The sequence below is a fragment of the Campylobacter sp. US25a genome, assembly GCF_004379075.1.
In the GTDB taxonomy this organism is placed as follows: Bacteria; Campylobacterota; Campylobacteria; order Campylobacterales; family Campylobacteraceae; genus Campylobacter_D; species Campylobacter_D jejuni.
In genome coordinates this window covers 60,759-83,799 of the sequence record NZ_RYYM01000001.1, presented here as the reverse complement: position 1 = coordinate 83,799, position 23,041 = coordinate 60,759, and the positions used below count along the sequence as shown (strand labels likewise).

Genomic DNA, 23,041 nt, shown 5'->3' with positions numbered 1-23,041 from the left:
ATGGATAATTTTTTAGAAATTTTTTTAATCACCGTTGCTATAGCTATAGTTTTAAATGTCATATTTAAAAAATTTGAAATTCCAACTATCATTGGATATATAGCTGCCGGAGAAATCATTTCTGAAATTTATCATTTAAGCGGCAAAGGCGAAATCACCCATATAGCCGAATTTGGTATAGTGTTTTTAATGTTTACCATAGGGCTTGAATTTTCTTTTAAGCATTTAATGGCAATGAAACAAGAAGTTTTTTTAAACGGCTCTTTGCAGATGCTTACTTGTGGCTTTGTTTTTATGCTACTTGCTATAGGAATTTTGGGACTTGGAGATAAAAGCGCTACCATAGCAGGCTTTGCACTAGCACTTTCTTCAACCGCAGTGGTGCTTAAAATTTTAAATGATAATGGTGATATAAATGAGCAATATGGCAGAAAAGCATTGGGAATTTTACTTTTTCAAGATATAGCCGTTATTCCTTTGCTTTTGCTCGTAGATATTTTTTCATCCAACAATCAAAACATAGAAAAACTCCTTTTTACCACTTTAATTTCAGCACTTATTTTAATCACTTTATTATTTTTCATAGGTAAATATCTAGTGGATAGAATTTTTAGACTCATTATCCACACTTCTTCTCAAGAAATTTTTATTAGTACTGTTTTATTTATGGTTATTGGAGCAAGTTTTTTAGCAAATTATTTCGGATTTTCTTATTCTTTGGGTGCTTTTATAGCAGGTGCTTTGATAGCAGAAACAAAATATAAGCACAAAATAGAAGCAGACTTGATCCCATTTAGAGATTTGCTTTTAGGACTTTTTTTCATAACTGTAGGTATGCAAATTCAACTTGATGTAGTGGCGCAAAATTGGTTTTTAATCATAGTTTTAACCCTTCTTGTAATGGCTTTAAAATTTGGCATAGTTTTTGGCTTTTTATTTCTTTACACCAAAAAAAGAGTAGCGCTTAAAACAGCTTTTGCCATAGCGCAAATTGGCGAATTCGCACTAGCAATTTTTTCTCTTTTACAAGCAAAAAATATGCTTGATATCAAAACTTCACAAATTTTAATTGTTGTTTCTATTTTAACCATGATTATCACGCCTTTTATTTTAAACAATATAAGAAAAATTACCAATGTTGTAGAAGATATAGCACTTAATACCAACGCTGTGCAAAATATTGACAGCAATATCAAGCTTAAAAATCATCTTGTTGTTTTTGGCTACGGACGTTTAGGTCAAGAAGTCGTTCAAAAAATCAAAAACTCAGGGGTGCCTTACCTAGTTTTAGAAAGTGATTTAAATTTAGTAGAACTTGGAGTTAGTCGAGGCGAAAATGTCGTTTTTGCTAATGCTGCTCAAGAAGAAACCTTAAAAATTGCCAATATAGAAGAATGTGCCGTAGCTATTATCACAGTTACAAATGAAGCTAAACTTGAAATTTTATGTCAAGTACTAGCTAATTATCCAAAACCTATAGATACTATCATTCATGTAAATGGAACTTTGAAAAAGATGCTTTTTTCAAGCATAGATGAAAATATACGCATCATTCGCTCTGAAAAAGTAATCGCTAGAAATTTAGTTCAAGAAGCGCTAGAATGTCGCATTCATAAAAATACCTAAGGAAGAATTTTGACAAAAAATGAAGAAAAAGCCTTACGTGTAAAATACCTAAGAAATCTTGAAAAATTTTTCAATGGCGCCATATCTGCGCTTAAAAAAGAAGATTTTGATAAAACTAAATTTGAAGAAAGAATGCTAAAAAATGCTAAATTTTTTGAAAAAAATCCCGCAGTAAATCTTAACTCAACCTACGCAAAAAATCTTGAATTTTTTGTCAATGCTTGCTTAGATTTTTCCAAAGAAAAAAGCGAGCTTTTAAATCTTGCCAATGCTTTAGATAAGCAAAAAAAACAAGGTGAGAAAAAAGAAAAACATAAAAATTATTTAAAGGATTATTATGATTAATGTATTTTTTGATATGGATGGAACTTTAATCGATAGCGCAAATGCCATTTCTTGTGCAGTCAATGAAATAAGACAGGATTTAAACCTAGCCCCACTTTCAAGAGAAATCATTATGCAAACCATCAATACTCCCAATATTGACTGGGCAAAAGAACTTTATAATATAGAAAATTTCCATCATTCTAGCTTTAAAGAAGGCTATGAAAAATATTTTGTCAAACACTATGAACAAAGCGTGGTGCTTTTTGAAGGAGTGAAAGAACTTTTAGAATTTTTAAAAAGCAAAAATTGTTTTTTAGCTATTGCTACTAATGCCCCGCAAAGCTCACTTTCAAGCATACTTAAAAAACACGATATCATTCCTTATTTTGATAAAATTTTAGGCGTAAGTTTAGGCATAGAACCCAAACCTCATCCTATGATGCTAGAACTTTTAAAAAACGAGGCTCCATATGAAATAAGCGTTTTTATAGGAGATAGTCAAAAAGATAAAGAATGCGCCAAAAATGCTAATTTGCCTTATTTTCATGCCAAATGGTATCAAAAAGATTTAAAAGAAAATGAATTTAGCAACGCAAATGAACTTAAAGGCTTTTTGCAAAAGTATTTATAAGTTTTTTAATGAAATTTTAGTTAAAATTGCAAATAAATTTTTAAAAGAGTAGATTATGAGTGAATTATTAATAGAAATTGGCACAGAAGAATTACCTGCTATTCCTTTGCTAAAAGAATTAGCTAATATAGAAAAAAAATGGAAAAATATTTTAGAAGAATACCGCTTGGTAAGTGATTTTAAATTTTATTATACTCCGCGTCGTTTAGTTTTTTTTCATGAAAATTTTGCAGACAAACAAGAAGATAGCTTTGCTGAATTTATAGGAGCACCTAAAAATATCGCCTATAAAGATGGGGTTTTAACTCCTGCGGGGCAAAGCTTCCTACAAAAAGCAGGGATCAGTGAAAATGAACTCGCTTTTAAAGAAATCAAAGGTAAGGAAGTTTTATATCATCAAAAAGCTATCAAAGGTTTACAAAGTCAAGAAATTTTAGGAGAAATGGTAGAAAAATTTCTAAAAAGTCTTAGTTTTGGCAAAAGTATGCGTTGGGGTGCAAATTCTTTTGAATTCATTCGTGCGATCCGTTCTATAGCTTGCATTTTAAATGATGAACTTGTTGATTTTCAAAGTTATGGGGTAAAAAGTGCTAAAAAAACTTTCATTCACAGAAGTGTAAGTTATGATTTGAAAGATTTTAACAATGCAAAAGAATATTTTGAACTACTAGAAAAAAACTATATCATCCTTGATCCAATCAAAAGAAAAGAAAAAATACTTGAACAATTTAAACTCATAGAAAGTCAAAAAAATATACAAATTGGAGAAGATGAGGAGCTTTTAGCTGAAGTAGTTGCTATCACAGAATATCCTAATGCACTTTTAGGAAGCTTTGAAGAAGAATTTTTAGAAATTCCTAGCGAAGTCATCATCACTTCAATGAGAGAAAATCAACGCTATTTTGCGGTTTTTAACGACAAAGGCTTAAGTAATCATTTTATAGTAGTAAGCAATGCAGTATGTAAGGATTATTCAAAAATCATACATGGAAATGAAAGAGTTTTGCGTGCAAGACTTAGCGATGCAATGTTTTTTTATCAAAATGATTTACAAAATGGTTTGCAACCTGAAAAACTTGCCAAAATGACTTATCTTGAAGGTTTAGGCACAATGCAAGATAAAAGTTTAAGAGAGATTAAAATTGCTGAAATTTTATGTCAAATGCTTCATAATGATAAAATCGAAAATATCAGCACAGCACTAAAATACGCCAAAGCAGACTTAGCCACACAAATGGTTTATGAATTTACTGATTTGCAAGGCATTATGGGAAGTTATTATACGCAAAAAATGGGCTTAGATTATGAAATTTGCCTAGCCATCAAAGAACAATATCTTCCTAATTCTGAACAAGCTCCACTTCCAAGCACAGAATTTTCAAGCATAGTAGCCCTTGCAAACAAGCTTGATACCCTTATAGGACTTTTTAGTATAGGAAAAATTCCAAGCGGAACAAAGGATCCTTATGCCTTAAGAAGAGCAGCCAATGGGATCATTAAAATCGCTCTAAATTTAAATAAAGAATTTGATATCCAAATTTTATTAGAAAAACTTTCAAGTCATTATAAAAGCTTTGATATGCAAATTTTAAAAGATTTTATTTTTGAAAGACTTTATACTTTTTATACGGTCAATGCTTCTTTTGTAAAAGCGGTTTTAAGCTCACAAAATACAGATCTTATTCATATCAATCAAAGCGTAAATGCTCTTATAAAACTTAGCAAAAAAGATAATTTTAATGAAAATTTTGCAACCTTTAAAAGACTAGCCAATATCGCCACTAAAAATCCTCATAAAGTTGATGAAAGTCTTTTTACTCAAGAAGCAGAAAGCAAACTTTACAAAGCTTTTCAAGAAAAAACTAAAGCCAACTCTTTACAAGAAAAACTTGAAAATCTTTTTGCACTCAAGCCTTTTATCGACGAGTTTTTTAATCAAGTAATGATTAATGCTGAAGATGAAAAACTTAAAAATAATCGCCAAGCTTTGGTTTATGAAATTTATGCGGAGTTTTTAAAAATCGCCGATCTTAAAGAGTTAAGCCTATGAAAGCCTTATGGCTTTTTTTAAGCCTTACTCTTTGGCTCTTTGGAGCTCAAAATTTAGAACTCAACAAAGGTCAAGCTTTATTTTTGGAGCTAGATAAGAAAGATTTTTTATCTTTAAAAAATAATGATAAAAATATTCTCACCTTTGCACATCCTAAAAATCAAGAAAAAATTCTAGCTATTTTTTCCTTACCTTACAAAAATCCCCCGAAAAATACAAAACTTATCGCATTTTATAAAAATAAAAAAGAAGAAATTTTCATAAAAACTTTAGAAGGTAATTATAAAAGTGAAAAATTGCAAGTTGAAAACAAAAAGATTTTTCCGCCAAAAACCGTACAAGAACGCATCGCTAAAGAATTAAAAGAAGCCAATGCGATTTATAGCTCTTATACTCCAAAAGCTTTATTTAACGGTGCTTTTAATATACCTTTAAAATCTTTTATCACAAGTGATTTTGGTAAAGCAAGAACTTTTAATGAAAAAGTAGCAAGTTATCACAGTGGAACAGACTTTAGAGCTGCCACAGGAACGCCTATTTATGCAGCCAATTCAGGCATAGTAAAAATTGCAAAAGATCGTTATTTTGCAGGAAATTCAGTAGTCATTGATCATGGTTTTGGAATTTATTCACAATACTATCATCTTTCTAAAATCGATGTTAAAGTAGGACAAAAGATAAAAAAAGGTGAGCTTATAGGACTTAGCGGGGCTACAGGTAGGGTAAGTGGGCCGCATTTGCATTTTGGAATTTTAGCTGGAGGCAAACAAGTCGATCCTTTGGATTTTGTCTCCAAATTTAATGCTATTTTTCAATGAAATTTAGTGACTTTTTCCATGCTTGGCTCCATGAGAGCTATTATAAAAATGCTGTAAGTATAGGAAAAAACGGAGATTTTTTTACTGCTGTGAGCGTAGGAAATCTTTTTGGCACACTTTTAGCCAAGCATTTTTTAAATTTAATAGATAAAAAAATTTTACAACTCCCTTTAGAACTTGTAGAAATAGGCGCTAATGAAGGCTATTTAAGTCGTGATTTTTTATCCGCTTTGCTTGAATTAAGACCTGAAATTTTTTCTCAAATTTCTTTTTTCGTCATAGAACCGCATGAAAAATTAAGAGCTTTACAAAAAAACACTTTAGAAGGAGTGGAATTTACTCACAAAAATAGCCTTAAAGAATGCCATTTTAAGAACGCTTTTTTCTTTTGCAATGAACTTTTTGATAGTTTTACTTGCGAACTTATAAATCATGATAAAATGGCATTTGTAGAAAATTTTAAACTTATTTTTAAAAATATGGATGAAAATTTAATCACAAAATGCAAAGCTTTAAATTTTACAAAAGGCGAACTCAGCTTAGAACTTGAAAATTTTTTTAAAGATTTAGATCAAGCTTGCGATAGATTTGTATTTGCAGGATTTGACTATGGAACTTTTAATGTACAAAATTTTAGCTTAAGAATCTATCAAAAGCACGAAGTTTTTAGCCCTTTTGCAGTATCTTTAAAAGATTTTTTCGGCAAAAGCGATCTAACTTATAATGTTAATTTTACCCATCTTCAAAAACTCATCAAAGCATATGATTTTAAACCTTTAAATTTTAAAAAACAAAGTCTTGCTTTAATGGATTTTGGTTTTGAAGATTTATTAGAGTACACAAAAAATAAAAACATTAAAACTTACGAAAGTTTTTTATCTCAAGCTAAAATTTTATTTTTTAATTTTGATGAAAAATTTCATTTTTTCGAATTCCAAAAAAATTAAAATTTGATATTTTTCATACTCGCCAAACAAACTCCCTCCCTTAAACCCTCATCAATGACTAGAAGTTTATGTTTATCAAACAAAGCATAAAACAGCAAACAACCTGCACTCAAATAATTTTTTCTCATCATGCCTACTTCTTTTATGGCCTTTTTTTCTTCCATATGAAAAAGTTTAATAGCATAATTTAAAAAATCCTTATGGCAAAGTTTTTTACCATTTACTCTACTTGCTTCATACTTTTCATAGCTTATATTTTGTTTTAATGCACCAAGTGTAGTAGGAACTCCGGAATTTAAAACCACCGTTTTAACCCCTAAAGAACGAAGTTCCTTTTTAATCATAACCACCTCATCAAAAGCCCTAAAAGCTAGATGCTTTAAATAGGGATTTGCAATTAAAAAATGAATTTTAAGTTTTTTATCTTTAATATTGATGATAAATTTAGGATATTTTTTTATCAATTTTTTATAAGAAATACAAGATTTACAATAAGAATAGCGATTTTTTTCATAAAAACTAATAATACCAAAATCAAAACTTTTAAAACTTTTTCTAAAAGAAAGCTCACAAGAAGCCCCTCCTAAATCACAATACGCAAACTCTCCCCAAATTTTAAGCCTTCTTAAACCTGATTGCATGCCTAAAACACTGATCTTAGCTTCACTTTTAGCATCTATAAGCTTAAAATCAATCCCAAATTCTTCTTTTAAATGGGCAAAAATTTCATTTGTATTGCTTGCTTTTCTAAAAGCTGCAGTCGCCACAGCTCTTGCTTTGCTTAAATCTTGCTCTTTAGCCAAAATACTCAAAGCATTTTTTAATCTTTGTATGGCTTCTTTAGAAATTTCTCCACTTTGATTTAGATTTTTCGCTGCTCCAATAACAAATTCATATTCTTTTAATTTATTTAATTTTTCATCCATTTGTACTGCTCTTAAAGTATTTGAACCAAGATCTATACCTAACATGACTTTCCTTGTTTGATTTTATAGTATAATAGCAAAAAAGTTCTAAAGGAAAAATATGCTTTTAGGTGTAAATATCGATCATATCGCAGTGTTAAGACAAGCTAGAATGGTAAATGATCCTGATCTTTTAGAGGCTGCTTTTATAGCAGCTAAACACGGAGATCAAATCACTTTGCATGTAAGAGAAGATCGCCGTCATGCTCAGGATTTTGACTTGGAAAATATCATAAAATTTTGCAAAAGCCCTATCAATTTAGAATGTGCTTTAAATGATGAAATTTTAAATTTAGCTCTTAAACTCAAACCCCACCGCGTTACTTTAGTACCTGAAAAAAGAGAAGAGCTTACTACAGAAGGGGGGCTTTGTTTAAATCATGCTAAATTAAAACAAAGCATAGAAAAACTTCAAAATGCAAACATTGAAGTTTCACTTTTTATTAATCCTAGTTTAGAAGATATAGAAAAATCAAAAATTTTAAAAGCCCAATTCATAGAACTTCATACAGGACATTATGCGAATTTACACAACGTACTTTTTAGCAATATCTCTCATACTGCTTTCGCCTTAAAAGAACTCAATCAAGATAAAAAAACCCTGCAAGCTCAATTTGAAAAAGAATTGCAAAATTTAACACTCTGTGCTAAAAAGGGCGTAGAACTTGGCTTAAAAGTAGCCGCAGGACATGGTTTAAATTACAAAAATGTAAAACCCGTAGTAAAAATTAAAGAAATTTGCGAGCTAAATATAGGACAAAGCATTGTAGCAAGATCTGTATTTACAGGACTTCAAAACGCTATTTTAGAAATGAAAGAACTCCTTAAAAGATGAAAAAACTAGCCATTAGCATAGGCGATATAAACGGCATAGGACTTGAAATTTTAGTGCGTTCTCATGAAGAACTAAGTAAAATCTGCACACCTTTTTATTTTATCCACGAAAGCTTGCTTAATAAAGCTTTAAAACTTTTAAATTTAAAACTTTTTAATGCAAAAATCGTAGCTTTTAAAGATGACAAAGACTATGAGTTTAATTTTATAAAAAAAGAAAATTCTCTTGAAATTTACTCTTTTTGCTTTCCTTTAGGCTTTAAAGTAGATGAAAATTTTAAAATCCAAGCCGGAGAAATAGATGCAAAAAGTGGACTTTATAGTTTTTTAAGCTTTAAGGCGGCAAGTTATTTTGTCTATGAAAAACACGCCCATGCCTTGCTTACTCTACCTATACACAAAAAAGCTTGGGAAGACGCAGGACTTAAATACAAAGGACATACCGATGCTTTAAGGGATTTTTTTAAAAAAAATGCCATTATGATGCTAGGTTGTAAAGAGCTGTTTGTAGGACTTTTTAGCGAACATGTACCTTTAGCTAAGGTAAGTAAAAAAATCACTTTTAAAAATTTAAGCATCTTTTTAAAAGATTTTTACAAAGAAACGCATTTTAAAAAAATAGGGCTTTTAGGTTTTAATCCTCACGCTGGAGATTATGGAGTCATAGGCGGAGAAGAAGAAAAAATCATGGAAAAAGCTATAACCTTTGTTAATGCCTTTTTACGCTCTAAAAAAGATGAAAAATTTTTCAAAAAAGCTTTAAAAGATGAAAATTTACAAAAAGAATTGCTTTTAAGTTTTAAAGACAAGGGTGTTTATCTACCCTATCCTTTAGTAGCTGATACGGCTTTTACTAAGGCTGGTTTAAAAAACTGCAATCGTTTAGTGGCTATGTATCACGATCTTGCCCTTGCTCCTTTAAAGGCCTTGTATTTTGATAAAAGCATCAATGTGAGTTTAAATTTACCTATCATACGCGTCAGCGTTGATCATGGTACGGCCTTTGATAAGGCCTATAAAAATGCTAAAATCAACACTAAAAGTTATTTTGAAGCGGCTAAATTCGCAATTAATTTAAACCCTAAAGCTTAAATTTAGCCCTAGAATCAATCAAATCTTCTTTAGCCAAGCTGTCTATAAAATCTTGCAAATCTTTATTGGTATTTAAACTTTGAGTGAGTAAATTTTCATATTTATCAACTTTATTTTTAAAAATTTGCCCTAAAACTTCTTTAGTCTTTATATCTTTTTTTGCTCTTTGCGTAAGTTCTAATAAAGCTTTAGCATAAGCTTCTTGCATGCAATCACTTGCATTGAGTAAAGGTAAAATAGGATTTTCCCCTGCTTTTGTATTTTGCATATTTTTTATACAAATTTTTCTTTCTTTAATCATCTTTTTTGAAATAGCTTTAAAATCTTTTTTCGTCTTTTTATCTGCTTTTTTTGAAATATTTTGATACAAACTACTATAGATGTTATCTACTAAAGCAAGTTTTTTATTCTCAAATTCATTACGCACACCAATTTCATTACATATCATAAGCTCATCAAAACTCAAAGCCCCTAAACTCACCAAACTTAAACCAAACAATAAAATAATTTTTTTCATTATTTGCCTTTAAAATTTTTATTTTATTTTAACAAAAATATTTTGATTTTTTTAAGGAAATTAAGCTTTTATTTTAAGCTCTGTTGTAATAAAGCGTTGATTTATTGACAAATAAAAAGTGCCAAAATCGCACTTTAATTTAATAAAATATGCTTTTCATTCGCTATCAAAAATCTTATTATTTACTAGCATTTCCTTTAATATAAAAGGGTAGCCCTTTGCCTTTTTATCCCAACTCTCAATATATGTTTTTAAGATATATCGTATAGCTTCAATTTCGCTACGACTACTAAAATCACGATTTTGCGACCAATCACATTGAAATGGTAAATTATTGCCATTTGAAGTTAGCGTTTTTATACGCTTTAACGAAGTCCAAAAACAATCACTTGTGTTATTTTTATTAACTACTAAAAAATAATAATCGTAACCTATTTTTAGTTCATTAGCTAATATTTGATGAAATTTTTCCCAGTGTATAGGTAAATTTTCAATACCACAAAGTGCATACCCCATACCAAGTTTAGAGCTACAATTATCAGCTGAGTTATTTGATAAATCCGATATCTTCACATTTACAAAAAGTTTGTTCTGCAATGGCATTACAAAATCATACCAACACCTTGCTTGTGGTATATTTATATCAAATTTAGTGGATAATTTATCCAAAACAATATTTTCATTTGTAGCAGAATTTATTCTACCGTCATCATTGTCATTTATTAATCTTACTGGATTTTCTTGTAAAAAATCAACCATATCTTGTAAATATCTTATCATCTATCATCGCTTCCTTTAATGATTTTTGAGTAAAAATATATCTACCGCCAGTCATAAAGCCCATTTGTTCCCAATCTAGCGAATTTAATTGCTCTACTGTTTTTTCCAAATTTAATGGCACTTTTGGGAATAATGCTAAAACAGAGCCGTCCCATTTTTTACAATCACTTACAAAAAATGGATTTTTATTGCGAGTTTTGCAATTTACATAAATTCTAGCCTCATTTTCTCTAAAATTTATAGCTCTACCCCAGCTCCACCAATTATTTTCATTGAAATTTTTAATCTTGCGATTTATCAAAATATCTTTAAAATTTTCAAGCTCTTTATCATATCTTTCATAAACCATCTTTTTTAGCTTGCCAGTTTTAGCAGTCTGCGAACAAACAAACTCATCACCATTTTCGTTGACAAACAGCTCATCTTTACCACTGACAGCACCTACTTTAATATCAAAAAAATCGCCCAAAGAACGCACATTTACAGTATCACTAAAACAGATTATTCCGTCATTTATAAGTAGAAATTTCTCACCATTAAAAGTCTTTGTTTTATATGAAAAATTTCCCTTTTCGTATCTAAAAATACAAACATTAGGACAAGCTTCGCTAAATAATCTCTCATCACCATAATCATAAAAATGAGTGATGGTTCCATACTTTAAAAGCAGATTATTTGTGTATCTTGCCGAAGTAAGCTTTATAAAATCTCGTGGCACGATAAAAATAAGTTCTCCATTATCTTTTAAATGATGAAAGCATTTTTCTATAAAATAAAGGTATAAATTTGCTTCAACTTTAATGTCTGTTTTATGAGTAATAGTTAAAAATTTATTATCCACATAGGGTGGATTGCCAATAATAGTATCAAATTTTTCGCTTTGCGGATAATTAAAAAAATCAATATTTAAAACTCTTTTATCTTTAACTAGACTTTTATCAATCTCAATAAAAACCGCATTTTCATTAAGACATTTTTTAAATGCCAAATCACCACAACTAGGCTCTAAAATTCTGCCATTTTTATTTTTTATCAAAGAAATACACTTATCAACTAAAATTTTAGGGCTAAAAAATTGTCCCAAATTACGATTTAGTCCTAAATTTGTATATTTATTTTTTGCATTGTGTGCATCAAAATTGTAGTTTTCTATAGTATTTGAAGCTTTATTTATCATTTTAATCCTTGTTTCTATGCCACCAACAACGGCACAGCAGGTCTATCTACTATATTCGCACTCTTTACTAAACAATTAGTTTCAAGTATATGCTTAAATAAAATTTGTTCTTTTTCCAAACTTCTTTCCTTTGCAAAATTTACAAAATTATGATAGACAAGATAGTTGTTAAGATACTTTGTAGATACTCCTTTGAAATTATACACTAGCATTGATTTAAGACAGCTATGATAATTATTTACTACTTGGATATTAAAACTTCCATTAGAGTGTTTATTGCGTGGTATTCTTATGTGATTTAAACTCATTTCGTTTGATAGTTTTAAATAACTTCTAAGACTATCAGTTACAAATACACTCACTTTTTCTACTTTGCCAAAGATAACGCTATTTAAAGCTTTTACATTTGGCTTACCAAGATTTGCTATTTTAGCTACTGATTTGCCGTTTAGATTAACAACACAAGGTATGCAAACTAACTCTTTTGATAAACCACGCTTCGTGTTTGCCGTGCTTCTTTGTTTAGCCAAGCGTGGTAGGTTAAAATTTTTGTGATTGCCCTTAAAAGAGATAGGCATAAATGTTTCATCGGCTTCAATAATGCCGTCAAGTTTTATGTTCTCTTGCATTTCTTGTAATGCGTCAAGAATTTTATGTCGCCAGTTAAAAGCTGTATGAGTGTTTATGTTGCAAATTTTAGCAGTTTTTCTAATTGAATATTTTTCAACTAAGCAATGGATAAATAATTTCCAAGTTGTCATATCTTTTTTAATGGCAAATAATATTGTGTTATTGCTAGTTGTAAAAGTTTTACAACAATCCTTACAAATAAATCTTTGAGAATTGCCATTTTTACCATTTTTAGTAAAATTGGCCGATTTACAATGCGGACACTCTTTTATTTCTTTGGTAAATGTAAAATTTTGTTCCGATTTTTCTTTTGATTTGATAGATTTTAGAAATGATTTTTTATCATCATCACTTAGAGTGCTAAAAAGCTGTTTTACGATTTCAAGCTCTGCGTTTGAAGTTGCCATTTTGACACCTTTATTGCTATTTTTAATATGGATATTTTAGCGAGATAAAGCTTAAAATTCAATATTTAATTACAACAGAGCCTTATTTTATTATAATGCGTTTTTATTTTTTATAAGGAACTTAAAATGCAAAATTACAAAAAAGCTCTTTTTGCACTAGCTCTTAGTGCTTTTTGTATGGGGGTTTATAACTGCTAAGTAAATTCTAAAAAAATCTATAAAATTATATAAATATTTTATAGATTTTACTTGACTGATTTTCTAAAATTTTGTTATAATGCCACTTATGAATAAATTATTATCAATCGGTCAAGCTAGTAAAGCTCTTGGTGTTACTATCCAAACTCTTAGAAATAAGGAAGAGTCAGCGGGATCATTGACTTTGGGCAGGCATCCGTTGATGACCCTGCCATCGACATCGCTTCACTGATTTGTCCCATGGGCTATGGCGAAGACTTTATAGAGCTTATATTAAATATTTACCCTCAGGCAGAGTCTCTGATACCTCGTGCAAGATTCTACGTGAGTACTTTTGCTATACAGGAGGCTCTTTTCGGAGTAGAAACGGGTGATAAAGAGGCATTTTATTCCGGGATTGCCCCCTACCTATAAGCTGCATTTATAATATTAAATAGAAATTTATGTTTTGTTAAGATATTATATAGACGAAAGAAAACTTCAGCATACCTATTAATATATTGGGAGGATTATATGAGGACCGAGAAGGAAATGATGGATTTGATGCTTGATATAGCACGGCAGGACAGCCGTATCAGGATCATGACATTAGAAGGGTCGCGTACCAATGTGAATATTCCTAAGGACGAATTCCAGGATTATGATGTCACATACTTCGTAACAGATGTGGAATCCTTTACTTTAAAGGATGAATGGCTTAAAAGCTTCGGGAATATTATAATGATGCAAAAACCAGAGGATATGGAGCTATTCCCGGCGGAAGAAAGCGGATACTCCTATATCATGTATTTTGACGATTATAATAAAATTGACCTTACCTTACTGCCGCTGGAAGAGTTGAAGGATTATCTGAACGGCGACAAGCTGATGCAGGTTATTCTGGACAAGGACGGGAGGATTGACCGGGATGTGGTTCCCACCGATATTGATTACCACGTAAGAAAGCCCAGCGCCCGGGAATACGACGACTGCTGTAATGAATTCTGGAATGTAACCCCCTATGTGGTGAAGGGGCTGTGCCGTAAGGAAATTTTGTTTGCCATTGACCATCTGAACGAGATTGTCCGTCATGAGCTGCTTAGAATGATATCGTGGAAGGTAGGCATCGAAACAGGGTTTCAATTGAGCGTTGGCAAGAACTATAAGTTTATTGACAGGTATATATCCGAGGATTTGTGGAAGAGGCTTTTGTCCACATACCGGATGGATTCTTGTGAGAACGTATGGGAAGCATTGCTCCTATGCCACCAATTGTTCAGGGAGGTATCCGGTGAGGTGGCGGAAAGGCTTCATTATGACTATCCGGAATATGATAAAAATATAACAAAGTATACCCGGGACATGCATAAAAAATACACCGGTGAAACCGGCTGCCTGGATAGCACATATGCCGCTGATATAGAAGAGAGGCGGGAACAGTGATTACAGAAATGAAAGCAGGGCACCTGAAAGATATCGATAAACCCAGCGAACCATTTGAGGTGATAGGTAAGATTATACCGAGGTATGAAAACGAGAATTGGACCTTTACAGAATTGCTCTATGAAGCGCCATATTTAAAAAGCTACCAAGACGAAGAGGATAAAGAGGATGAGGAGGCAGATTGCCTTGAATATGTAGACAATACGGATAAGATAATATATCTTTACTACCAAGACGATAAATGCGTCGGAAAAGTTAAACTGCGAAAAAATTGGAACCGGTACGCTTATATAGAAGATATCGCCGTATGTAAGGATTTCAGGGGGCAAGGCATAGGCAGCGCGCTTATCAATAAATCTATAGAATGGGCAAAGCATAAAAACTTGCATGGACTAATGCTTGAAACCCAGGACAATAACCTTATAGCTTGTAAATTCTATCATAATTGTGGTTTCAAAATCGGCGCCATCGATACTATGTTATATGCTAACTTTGGAAATAACTTTGAAAAAGCAGTTTTTTGGTATTTAAGGTTTTAGAATGCAAGGAACAATGAATTAGAGTTCGTCTTATCATGATTAGCTTCTTGGGGTATCTTTAAATACTGCAGAAAAGAGGAAGGGAAAAAATAAATGGCTAAAATGAGAATATCACCGGAATTGAAAAAACTGATCGAAAAATACCGCTGCGTAAAAGATACGGAAGGAATGTCTCCTGCTAAGGTATATAAACTGGTCGGAGAAAATGAAAACCTATATTTAAAAATGACGGACAGCCGGTATAAAGGGACCACCTATGATGTGGAACGGGAAAAGGACATGATGCTATGGCTGGAAGGAAAGCTGCCTGTCCCAAAGGTCCTGCACTTTGAACAGCATGATGGCTGGAACAATCTGCTCATGAGTGAGGCCGGCGGCGTCCTATGCTCGGAAGAATATGAAACAGAACAGAATCCTGAGAAAATTATCGAGCTGTATGCGGAGTGCATCAGGCTCTTTCACTCCATCGACATATCGGATTGTCCCTTTACTAATAATATAGACAGCCGCTTAGCTGAACTGGACTATTTGTTGAACAGCAACTTGGCTGATGTGTATTGCGAAAACTGGGAAGAAGACACTCCGTTTAAAGACCCGCGCGAGCTGTATGATTTTTTAAAGATGAACAAGCCCGAAGAGGAACTCGTTTTTTCCCATGGCGACCTGGGAGACAGCAACATCTTTGTGAAGGATGGCAAAATAAGCGGCTTTATTGACCTTGGGAGAAGCGGTAAGGCGGACAAGTGGTACGATATTGCCTTCTGCGTCCGGTCGATCAGGGAGGATATCGGGGAAGAACAGTATGTCGAGCTATTTTTTGACTTACTGGGGATTAAGCCTGATTGGGAGAAAATAAAATATTATATTTTACTGGATGAACTGTTTTAGTATTTAGACATCTAATCTTTTCTGAAGTGCATCCGCAACTGTCCATACTCTGATGTTTTATATCTTTTCTAAAAGTTCGCTAGATAGAGTTCTATATTAGGGATGTAAAGAGTTTTGGTGAAGAGGTTTGTGAGTATAACTTTTATAACCAGGGTGCAATGAGAAGCACTAACAGCAGCTAGCTTAAGAACGCATAGGATATACTTTTTATGGAAGTCACAGAGGAGGAATAAAATTTGAACAGGATTGATAGAGTAACCTCTATTCTTATTCAGCTGCAATCAAAAAAAATAATTCCTGCCAAAGAAATTGCACAGCGATTTAATATAAGCTTAAGGACAGTTTACAGAGATATCCGGACACTTGAAGAAGCCGGAATACCAATTGGATCTGAGGCCGGAAAAGGATATTTTCTTGTAGAGGGCTTCCTGCTTCCGCCGGTAATGTTTACAGCGGCGGAAGTGGGTGCATTGATTACAGCAGGGAAATTTTTAAATTGCCATGGAGATGAATCATTTATAAAGGATTTTGATTCAGCTATGTATAAAATCAAATCTATTTTGAAGCATGGTGAAAAAAACTATGCACAGGAGTTGGAGAACAGTATTAACGTGTACAGCACATCCGGACAGAAAAATACATTGGCGGATAACGTTATTGCAGCAATTCAGACTGCAATCTGTAATAAAAGGGTAATATCAATTCCATGCTTGAATTTCTCATGGCTGGGCAATAAAATGATAAATATAGAACATATAAACAAACAGGAATTTATCGGAGAATATGATGAAAGATATTAAAAGATTGGTCAATCAATTTCGAGACGCTATTGATATAGCTAAAGGTAAAGGGGAGTTTCTTAAGGACATAAGATTTCGCAGATTCCCGAGTGGATGCTGTGATGATGCTAGTGATTTGTTAGCTCAGTTTTTGTTAGAAAACGACATCAAAACATATAATGTTTCTGGCACGTATAGATATGATTCAGATGAAAACACTCAGTCTCATGAATGGTTAGTGGCTGACAATCAGACGGTTCTGTTGCAAAGTTTTAAATCTACTATCAAATAAGGTAGAATAATAGAAAAAGATAGCAGGAGGAATGACGATGAATCATTTTAAAGGAAAGCAATTTCAGCAGGATGTGATTATTGTAGCCGTGGGCTACTATCTTCGTTATAACCTTAGCTATCGTGAAGTTCAAGAAATCTTATATGATCGTGGCATTAACGTTTCTCATACGACGATTTATCGTTGGGTGCAAGAATATGGCAAACTACTCTATCAAATTTGGAAAAAGAAAAATAAAAAATCCTTTTATTCATGGAAAATGGATGAAACGTACATCAAAATTAAAGGAAAATGGCATTATTTGTATCGAGCCATCGATGCAGATGGTTTAACCTTGGATATTTGGTTACGTAAAAAACGGGACACACAAGCAGCCTATGCTTTTCTTAAGCGGTTAGTGAAGCAGTTTGATGAACCGAAGGTTGTAGTCACAGATAAAGCCCCCTCTATTACAAGTGCCTTTAAGAAACTAAAAGAATACGGCTTTTATCAAGGGACAGAACATCGTACCATTAAATACCTGAATAATTTGATTGAACAAGACCATCGTCCAGTAAAGAGACGCAATAAATTCTATCGAAGTTTACGCACTGCCTCTACCACGATTAAAGGCATGGAAGCCATTCGAGGATTATATAAGAAAACCCGAAAAGAAGGCACTCTCTTCGGGTTTTCGGTCTGTACTGAAATCAAGGTATTATTGGGAATCCCAGCTTAAATCATAGATACCGTAAGGGATTTTATTCTTTATTTAAAACTTTGCAACAGAACCTAGCAATAAATCGTATTGCAACTAGCAAGGTTGAGGCAGGAATACAACAAAAATCCTATTTATAGAGTTTTATATCTTTTTATAGGATTTTATAGGTTTGTAAGAACGGTAACCGAATTTGTTATGGCAGGAGTTTTGGTTGATGTTGAAACGTATTTTAGCGTAGATGCAAAAACCGCAGGATATCTTACAACCTTATATGCTATAGGTGTTGTTATAGGCGCTCCTCTTATTACCATACCTTTAAGTCGTTTTCATAGACATACACAACTTTTAATCAATCTTGGAATTTTTGCTCTAGCAAATTTCATTATCTTTTTTAGCCAAAATTTCCATCTTACAGCATTTGCACGTTTTATAGCAGGAACACAACATGGAGTATTTTTTGTCATTGCTACCTTAGCTGTAAGTGCTATAACTCCAGATGATAAAAAATCAAGCGCTCTGGCTATAATGGTCACAGGACTTACTGTAGCCTTGGTTACTGGAGTGCCGCTTGGAACTTTCATAGGGCATTATTTTGGCTTTAAATTTATCTTTTTACTTATTTTTATCATTACAAGCTTAGCATTTTTTGGAGTATGGCATATGATGCCCAAAAATTTACATCCTAGCCCAACAAGTCTTAAAAATTTAATCCCTGCTTTTTCACATCAAAATTTGTTAAAAACTTATACTATAACCATTTGTAGTTGTGGGGCTCAATTTGTTCTTTATACTTATTTGCAAAAATTACTTGTAGAAATAAGCGGTTTTAGAGTCCAAGATACAGCTTACATCTTGCTTTTATATGGAATTTGCGCAATTTGTGGGAATTTATGGGGCGGAAAAATAGTAGATAAAAAAGGTGCTATTTTTTCTTTACGTCTTATTTTAAGCATACAAGTTCTAGTATTTTTAAGCGTATTTCTCACCATGCATTCTAAAATTTTAATCATTTTTAGCGTAGCCTTGATAGGATTTTTTGCCTTTTCAACCATACCTGCGTTAAAAATGCTTAGCATTGCTAAAGCTAAACGCCATACTCATAAAGTCATAGATAGCACAGTAAGTGTAAATGAAGCAGCTTTTAATGTAGGCATAGCCTTAGCAAGTTTTTTAGGTGGGATTGTTTTAGCAGGATTGGGTATAGAATTTAATGCTTTATTTTCGGCACTTTTTGTAAGCCCTGCTTTGATTTTTGCCTTGCTTTTTGCCAAAGATAAATTAAATTATAAAAAATTTCAAAGAAAAAGTTTAAAAAATGTATAAAACTGGAATAGAAATTGCTTTTTTGTTTAATGTAAAGTTAAATAAAGGAGGAGAAAATGGTAGTAGATATCACTCAAAAAACATCAAATGCTATCTTTAGCACCACAACTAAAGTTAAAGAGAAAAATACTTCGGCAGATGAATTTCAAGCCACATTAAATGAAGTAAAAAACAAAGAAGAAAAGGAAGAGAAAAAAACAAACTCAAGCAAATTTACTAATGAAGACATTGATCTTGGTGCTGTTAGAGAAGATTTTAGATCTTATGCTTGGCAAAAAATGAGAGAAGATCAATACAAAAAAAATGAGGAGACTTTGCTAAATAAGCTTTTTGCTACAATTGACGCAGGAAATGCTGCAAACAATACAAAGGCTTAATATGCAAATCAATCAAAACTCAAACTACATAAACGAGAATTCTAATAATTCTCGTAAATTTTCTAATAACTTCAAGCAAGATGAAAATTCTTTATGGAATACCCCTTTTAAAGTTTTACTTAAAGAAGTAGAAGAATTTGTCGGCTCCAAAATTAAAAAATTTAAGGAAGAACTTGTATTAAACAAAAAAACAGGAGAATACGAAAAAAAAATGGTTCCTGATGAAGAAGCTTATAGGGAACACATAAGATTGAAGCTAGAAGAACAAACCAAAGAAAAAATCAGCACTCAAGTTAATGAAAAAATTAACGGGAAACTTAATCTCGATCTTGAAAAACAAGATATAAAAAACAACAAGCAAGAATTTAATTCCGGAAAGTCAAATACACAAGAGGGAATAAGCTATATGCAAATGCAAGCCGAAGCTAAATATCACACTAAAAATAGTCCAATCTTTGGCAATAGCAAAAAACAAGAAGAAAATAATAAAGATTTTTTTAATGTTTTTTCAGCGCCTGTTGGCTCTTCTGTGTAAAGCAAATATCGAGAAATTGATAATTTAATTTATCAATTTCTGTTATAATTTTGCTAAAAACAAAGGAAAATAATGATTTTTATTGATGCTTGCTTTAAAAAACCTACACCCTACACCCCTATTTGGATGATGCGTCAAGCAGGAAGATATTTGCCAGAATATATGGAAGTAAGAAAACAAGCGGGCGATTTCCTCTCTTTGTGTAAAGACTATAAAAAAGCTTCTGAAGTTTCTTTACAGCCTATTGATATTTTAGATGTAGATGCAGCAATCATTTTTTCAGATATCTTAGTTGTTCCTCTCGAAATGGGTATGAATTTACATTTTGAAAAAGGAGAAGGACCTGTTTTTCATAATCCTATTTCAACCCTAGAAGACTTAGAAAAACTTGACGATCAAAATGCGCATAAAAAATTAAATTATGTCTATGATGCCTTAAAGCTTACTAGAGAAAAATTATCTCAAAATAAGGCTTTAATAGGATTTTGCGGAAGCCCTTGGACTATAGCTACCTATATGATAGAAGGAGGCGGAAGTAAAAGTTATGCAAAGTGTAAAAAAATGCTTTATCAAAACCCAGAACTTTTACATAAAATTCTAAACAAACTAACTCAAGTTTTAAAACTTTATTTAGAAGAGCAAATTAAAGCAGGTGCCAATGCTATACAGATTTTTGATAGCTGGGCAAGTGCTTTAGAATACGATAAGTTTTTTGATTTCTCTTTTAATTATATGCTTGAAATTTCAAATTTTATTAAAAGCAAATACGCAAATATACCTGTAATTTTATTCCCTAAAGGCATTAGCGGTTATTTAGATATAATCGATGGTAATTTTGATGTTTTTGGGGTTGATTGGAGCACTCCGCTTGATTTAGCATGTGATAAACTATCGCACAAATACACTCTTCAAGGCAACATGGAGCCTTGCAGACTTTATGATAAAAATGCCATCAAAGAAGGAGTGGAAAAAATACTAAAAACCATGCAAAATAAAGCTCATATTTTCAACTTAGGACATGGGATCTTGCCTGATATTCCTGTTGAAAATGCAAAATATTTTATCAAGCTTGTACAAGAAAGTTCAGCTAAATGAAAATACTCTTTGGTCCTGTTAGCTCAAGGCGTTTTGGAAGATCTTTGGGTATAGATTTAAGTCCTAGTGAAAAACAATGCAATTTTGATTGTGTTTATTGCGAGCTTGTTCAAAAAAAAGCCCAAGAAAAACAAGATGAAATTATCAGCATAGACAAAATTATCTCCGAAGTTAAAGCTGTGCTTGAAAAAAATGTTGAATTTGATTTTCTTACCCTTACTGCCAACGGAGAGCCTAGTCTTTATCCTTATTTAAATGAGCTTATTTTATCTTTACGTAGCATTGCTAAAGATAAAAAATTGCTTATTTTAAGCAATGGTACAGCTGTATTAGATGAAGACAAATTTAATGCTTTGCTAAAACTAGATGTGGTCAAATTTAGCCTAGATAGCGCAGTTGCTAAAACTTTTTATCGTATTGATAGAGCTTTAAAAAACATTGACTTAGAAAAAATGATAGAAAAAATGGCAGATTTTAGAGCTAGGTTTAATGGAGATTTAATTATGGAAATTCTAGTTGTTAAAGATCTTAATGACAACGAAGAAGAATTTAAAGCACTCAATCAAGCTTTAAAAAAAATCATGCCTTTAAGAGTTGATCTAAGCACCATAGATAGACCTCCTGCTTATGCCGTTAAAAAAGTAAGCGAAGAAAAACTTTTAAAACTTTCCAAACTTATAGATTCTACTCCTGTACTCTTAGCCAAAAGACATTATGAAGGTGAAAAACTAAACTTCAATAAAGAAGAATTATTAAAAATGCTTCATTTACGCTCACAAAGCGAAATAGACATAGAAGCGAAATTTGATGAACAATCTAAAACTCTCTTAAATCAACTTATCAAAGAAAAAAAGGTAAAAATTCTCGATTTAGCTGGAGTTAAATTTTATAAAGTTTAGGCCTTTGGTAAATACTTTCTAAGTAAAGTTATAAGATCATTTCTACTTACATCACTTAAAACTTCACTCACACAATCAAAATCCCTAACTTTTTCCTTTGAAAAAAATATGATATGGCTTTGCGGATGCTGTTTTTTATAAACACTTAGCAAATTTCTCATTTGCTCAAGATCAAATTTAATTAATTCATAATCAAGCAAAATCAAACGATAAGTCTCCTTGCTTAATTCTTGTTTTAATTGACTAAAAGAATTTATACATATATTTTTATCGCATTGTTTTTCTATTATATTAAAAAATAAGGTTGCATCAAAATCATTTTGTTTAAAAAGCAATACATTATTTTGATAAGGAGTTTTAAATTTTAAAGTGCAAACCTTATCAAGCTTGTTTTGCAAAATATTTTCAAGATCTTTTTTTTCAAAAGGTAAAGTTAAAAAATACTCATAATGTGTATTTTTATGCCGACCCATCACTATAAAATCATAGTTTTTCTTTATATTTTCATTTAAAATTTTATCCTTGATAAAAATCAAATGAAAGTCATTAACATCAAAACTTAAATTTTTAAAACAAGTACTTTCTATGCCAAAATACGAAAGTAAATTTGCAAGTAAAAAATTTTCAAGCTCATCATTATTAACTATAGCCACATTTGCTTCAAACTGCAAAACCTTTCCATGAGATGTCCCTATAATGCTTTTATGATGCTCTAAAGCCTCATTTAATTCTAATCTAATTTGATCTTTTTGAGAATTTAAGGCATTTAAAATCAAAGAATTAATTTCTTTATTATACCCTTCATTTAAGCAACGCATTGCATTAGATATATTTCCAAGCTGATATAAATTTTCTTCTAATAAATGCAAATATCTGTCTTTTTCATGGGATATTTTAGTTAAATTTTGTCCCGTAGTTTCAAATTTTTCCTTTAACAAATCAAGCGCACTATCAACATCAATCTTTTTTTGAAAATTTAAAAAATCATTTTGCATACAAAAAATTTTTTGATATATTTTGTTTATATTTCTATTTTGTCTAAAAGCAAAAATAAAAAGTGTTAAAGATAAAACAAAAATGCTAGAAAACATACCTATTTTCAGTTGTTCAGTAACACTATCAAGCTTTAAGATATCAATACTTAAATACGCTAAAATTAGATTAAAAATAAAAATTATCCCCGCTAATATCAA

Annotated in this window: 25 protein-coding genes and 1 pseudogene; 20 read left to right on the top strand and 6 right to left on the bottom strand. The window is 31.6% G+C overall.

Annotated elements, in window-relative coordinates:
• The 6 genes from ELQ12_RS00430 to ELQ12_RS00405 are packed head-to-tail and all read left to right on the top strand — an operon-like array spanning nt 1 to nt 6,399.
• Nucleotides 1-1,626: a cation:proton antiporter gene (locus ELQ12_RS00430; protein WP_002870991.1), complete on the top strand. Its 1,626-nt coding sequence runs from the start codon at nt 1-3 to the stop codon at nt 1,624-1,626.
• A 9-nt stretch (nt 1,627-1,635) separates the two neighbouring features.
• Nucleotides 1,636-1,971, top strand: coding sequence for a hypothetical protein (locus tag ELQ12_RS00425; RefSeq protein ID WP_002870992.1), 336 nt, complete (start codon nt 1,636-1,638; stop codon nt 1,969-1,971).
• Nucleotides 1,964-2,584, top strand: a complete 621-nt coding sequence (locus tag ELQ12_RS00420) for an HAD family hydrolase (protein WP_052949254.1) — start codon at nt 1,964-1,966, stop codon at nt 2,582-2,584. Before ELQ12_RS00425 ends, ELQ12_RS00420 begins: the two co-directional genes overlap by 8 nt.
• 55 nt (nt 2,585-2,639) lie before the next feature.
• Nucleotides 2,640-4,634, top strand: a complete 1,995-nt coding sequence (gene glyS / locus ELQ12_RS00415) for a glycine--tRNA ligase subunit beta (RefSeq protein WP_002870994.1) — start codon at nt 2,640-2,642, stop codon at nt 4,632-4,634.
• The gene (locus tag ELQ12_RS00410; RefSeq protein ID WP_134264491.1) at nt 4,631-5,452 is read left to right on the top strand and encodes a M23 family metallopeptidase; all 822 of its coding nucleotides are present in this window, start codon (nt 4,631-4,633) and stop codon (nt 5,450-5,452) included. Before glyS ends, ELQ12_RS00410 begins: the two co-directional genes overlap by 4 nt.
• Nucleotides 5,449-6,399, top strand: coding sequence for an SAM-dependent methyltransferase (locus ELQ12_RS00405; RefSeq protein WP_126266989.1), 951 nt, complete (start codon nt 5,449-5,451; stop codon nt 6,397-6,399). The genes ELQ12_RS00410 and ELQ12_RS00405 overlap by 4 nt, the downstream gene beginning before the upstream one ends.
• On the opposite strand, the gene ELQ12_RS00400 is transcribed toward ELQ12_RS00405, so the two are convergent.
• On the bottom strand, nt 6,396-7,370 hold the full coding sequence (locus ELQ12_RS00400; RefSeq protein ID WP_002870997.1) for an exopolyphosphatase: 975 nt from the start codon (nt 7,368-7,370) through the stop codon (nt 6,396-6,398). The genes ELQ12_RS00405 and ELQ12_RS00400 overlap by 4 nt on opposite strands.
• Before the next feature lie 55 nt (nt 7,371-7,425).
• Here ELQ12_RS00400 and ELQ12_RS00395 point away from each other — a divergent pair, with 55 nt between their 5' ends.
• Both ELQ12_RS00395 and pdxA read left to right on the top strand, forming a co-directional pair.
• Nucleotides 7,426-8,199, top strand: a complete 774-nt coding sequence (locus tag ELQ12_RS00395; RefSeq protein WP_002870998.1) for a pyridoxine 5'-phosphate synthase — start codon at nt 7,426-7,428, stop codon at nt 8,197-8,199.
• On the top strand, nt 8,196-9,290 hold the full coding sequence (gene pdxA / locus ELQ12_RS00390) for a 4-hydroxythreonine-4-phosphate dehydrogenase (protein ID WP_070286300.1): 1,095 nt from the start codon (nt 8,196-8,198) through the stop codon (nt 9,288-9,290). The genes ELQ12_RS00395 and pdxA overlap by 4 nt, the downstream gene beginning before the upstream one ends.
• On the opposite strand, the gene ELQ12_RS00385 is transcribed toward pdxA, so the two are convergent.
• The 4 genes from ELQ12_RS00385 to ELQ12_RS00370 all read right to left on the bottom strand — a co-directional run bounded on the left by ELQ12_RS00385 (nt 9,280) and on the right by ELQ12_RS00370 (nt 12,801).
• On the bottom strand, nt 9,280-9,807 hold the full coding sequence (locus ELQ12_RS00385; RefSeq protein WP_070286299.1) for a hypothetical protein: 528 nt from the start codon (nt 9,805-9,807) through the stop codon (nt 9,280-9,282). The two genes, pdxA and ELQ12_RS00385, sit on opposite strands and share 11 nt — an antisense overlap.
• Before the next feature lie 156 nt (nt 9,808-9,963).
• Nucleotides 9,964-10,587 carry a restriction endonuclease gene (locus ELQ12_RS00380; protein ID WP_126219095.1) on the bottom strand — a complete coding sequence of 208 codons (624 nt, stop codon included), beginning with the start codon at nt 10,585-10,587 and terminating at the stop codon, nt 9,964-9,966.
• Entirely contained in the window at nt 10,559-11,764 is a 1,206-nt protein-coding gene (locus ELQ12_RS00375) for a class I SAM-dependent methyltransferase (protein WP_126219094.1), read from the bottom strand. The genes ELQ12_RS00380 and ELQ12_RS00375 overlap by 29 nt, the downstream gene beginning before the upstream one ends.
• Nucleotides 11,765-11,778: 14 nt before the next feature.
• Complete coding sequence (locus ELQ12_RS00370) at nt 11,779-12,801, bottom strand: IS1595 family transposase (RefSeq protein WP_126219093.1); 1,023 nt, start codon at nt 12,799-12,801, stop codon at nt 11,779-11,781.
• 286 nt (nt 12,802-13,087) lie between these two features.
• Here ELQ12_RS00370 and ELQ12_RS00365 point away from each other — a divergent pair.
• The 12 genes and pseudogenes from ELQ12_RS00365 to ELQ12_RS00305 all read left to right on the top strand — a co-directional run.
• Nucleotides 13,088-13,165: pseudogene (locus tag ELQ12_RS00365) on the top strand (IS607 family transposase); the annotation flags it as partial.
• A gap of 347 nt (nt 13,166-13,512) precedes the next feature.
• Complete coding sequence (ant(6), locus tag ELQ12_RS00360) at nt 13,513-14,421, top strand: aminoglycoside 6-adenylyltransferase (protein ID WP_057035408.1); 909 nt, start codon at nt 13,513-13,515, stop codon at nt 14,419-14,421.
• Nucleotides 14,418-14,960 (top strand): streptothricin N-acetyltransferase Sat4, encoded by a 543-nt coding sequence (gene sat4 / locus ELQ12_RS00355; RefSeq protein WP_063854935.1) that lies wholly within the window; start codon nt 14,418-14,420, stop codon nt 14,958-14,960. Before ant(6) ends, sat4 begins: the two co-directional genes overlap by 4 nt.
• A gap of 93 nt (nt 14,961-15,053) precedes the next feature.
• A complete protein-coding gene (aph(3')-IIIa, locus tag ELQ12_RS00350) occupies nt 15,054-15,848 on the top strand; it encodes an aminoglycoside O-phosphotransferase APH(3')-IIIa (RefSeq protein WP_101031679.1) in 795 nt (264 codons plus the stop codon).
• A 236-nt stretch (nt 15,849-16,084) separates the two neighbouring features.
• A complete protein-coding gene (locus ELQ12_RS00340; protein WP_057035466.1) occupies nt 16,085-16,648 on the top strand; it encodes an HTH domain-containing protein in 564 nt (187 codons plus the stop codon).
• Nucleotides 16,635-16,919, top strand: a complete 285-nt coding sequence (locus tag ELQ12_RS00335; protein ID WP_057035465.1) for a hypothetical protein — start codon at nt 16,635-16,637, stop codon at nt 16,917-16,919. The genes ELQ12_RS00340 and ELQ12_RS00335 overlap by 14 nt, the downstream gene beginning before the upstream one ends.
• A gap of 37 nt (nt 16,920-16,956) precedes the next feature.
• Nucleotides 16,957-17,637, top strand: coding sequence for an IS6-like element IS1216 family transposase (locus tag ELQ12_RS00330; RefSeq protein WP_001015311.1), 681 nt, complete (start codon nt 16,957-16,959; stop codon nt 17,635-17,637).
• A 111-nt stretch (nt 17,638-17,748) separates the two neighbouring features.
• On the top strand, nt 17,749-18,942 hold the full coding sequence (locus ELQ12_RS00325; RefSeq protein WP_134264544.1) for an MFS transporter: 1,194 nt from the start codon (nt 17,749-17,751) through the stop codon (nt 18,940-18,942).
• A gap of 56 nt (nt 18,943-18,998) precedes the next feature.
• A complete protein-coding gene (gene ciaC / locus ELQ12_RS00320) occupies nt 18,999-19,319 on the top strand; it encodes an invasion antigen CiaC (RefSeq protein WP_002871002.1) in 321 nt (106 codons plus the stop codon).
• 1 nt (nt 19,320) lies between these two features.
• The gene (locus ELQ12_RS00315) at nt 19,321-19,854 is read left to right on the top strand and encodes a hypothetical protein (protein ID WP_002871003.1); all 534 of its coding nucleotides are present in this window, start codon (nt 19,321-19,323) and stop codon (nt 19,852-19,854) included.
• 72 nt (nt 19,855-19,926) lie between these two features.
• The gene (gene hemE / locus ELQ12_RS00310) at nt 19,927-20,949 is read left to right on the top strand and encodes a uroporphyrinogen decarboxylase (RefSeq protein WP_126219091.1); all 1,023 of its coding nucleotides are present in this window, start codon (nt 19,927-19,929) and stop codon (nt 20,947-20,949) included.
• Nucleotides 20,946-21,848 (top strand): radical SAM protein, encoded by a 903-nt coding sequence (locus ELQ12_RS00305; RefSeq protein WP_070242776.1) that lies wholly within the window; start codon nt 20,946-20,948, stop codon nt 21,846-21,848. The genes hemE and ELQ12_RS00305 overlap by 4 nt, the downstream gene beginning before the upstream one ends.
• On the opposite strand, the gene ELQ12_RS00300 is transcribed toward ELQ12_RS00305, so the two are convergent.
• Nucleotides 21,845-23,041, bottom strand: a complete 1,197-nt coding sequence (locus ELQ12_RS00300) for a hypothetical protein (protein WP_070252829.1) — start codon at nt 23,039-23,041, stop codon at nt 21,845-21,847. The two genes, ELQ12_RS00305 and ELQ12_RS00300, sit on opposite strands and share 4 nt — an antisense overlap.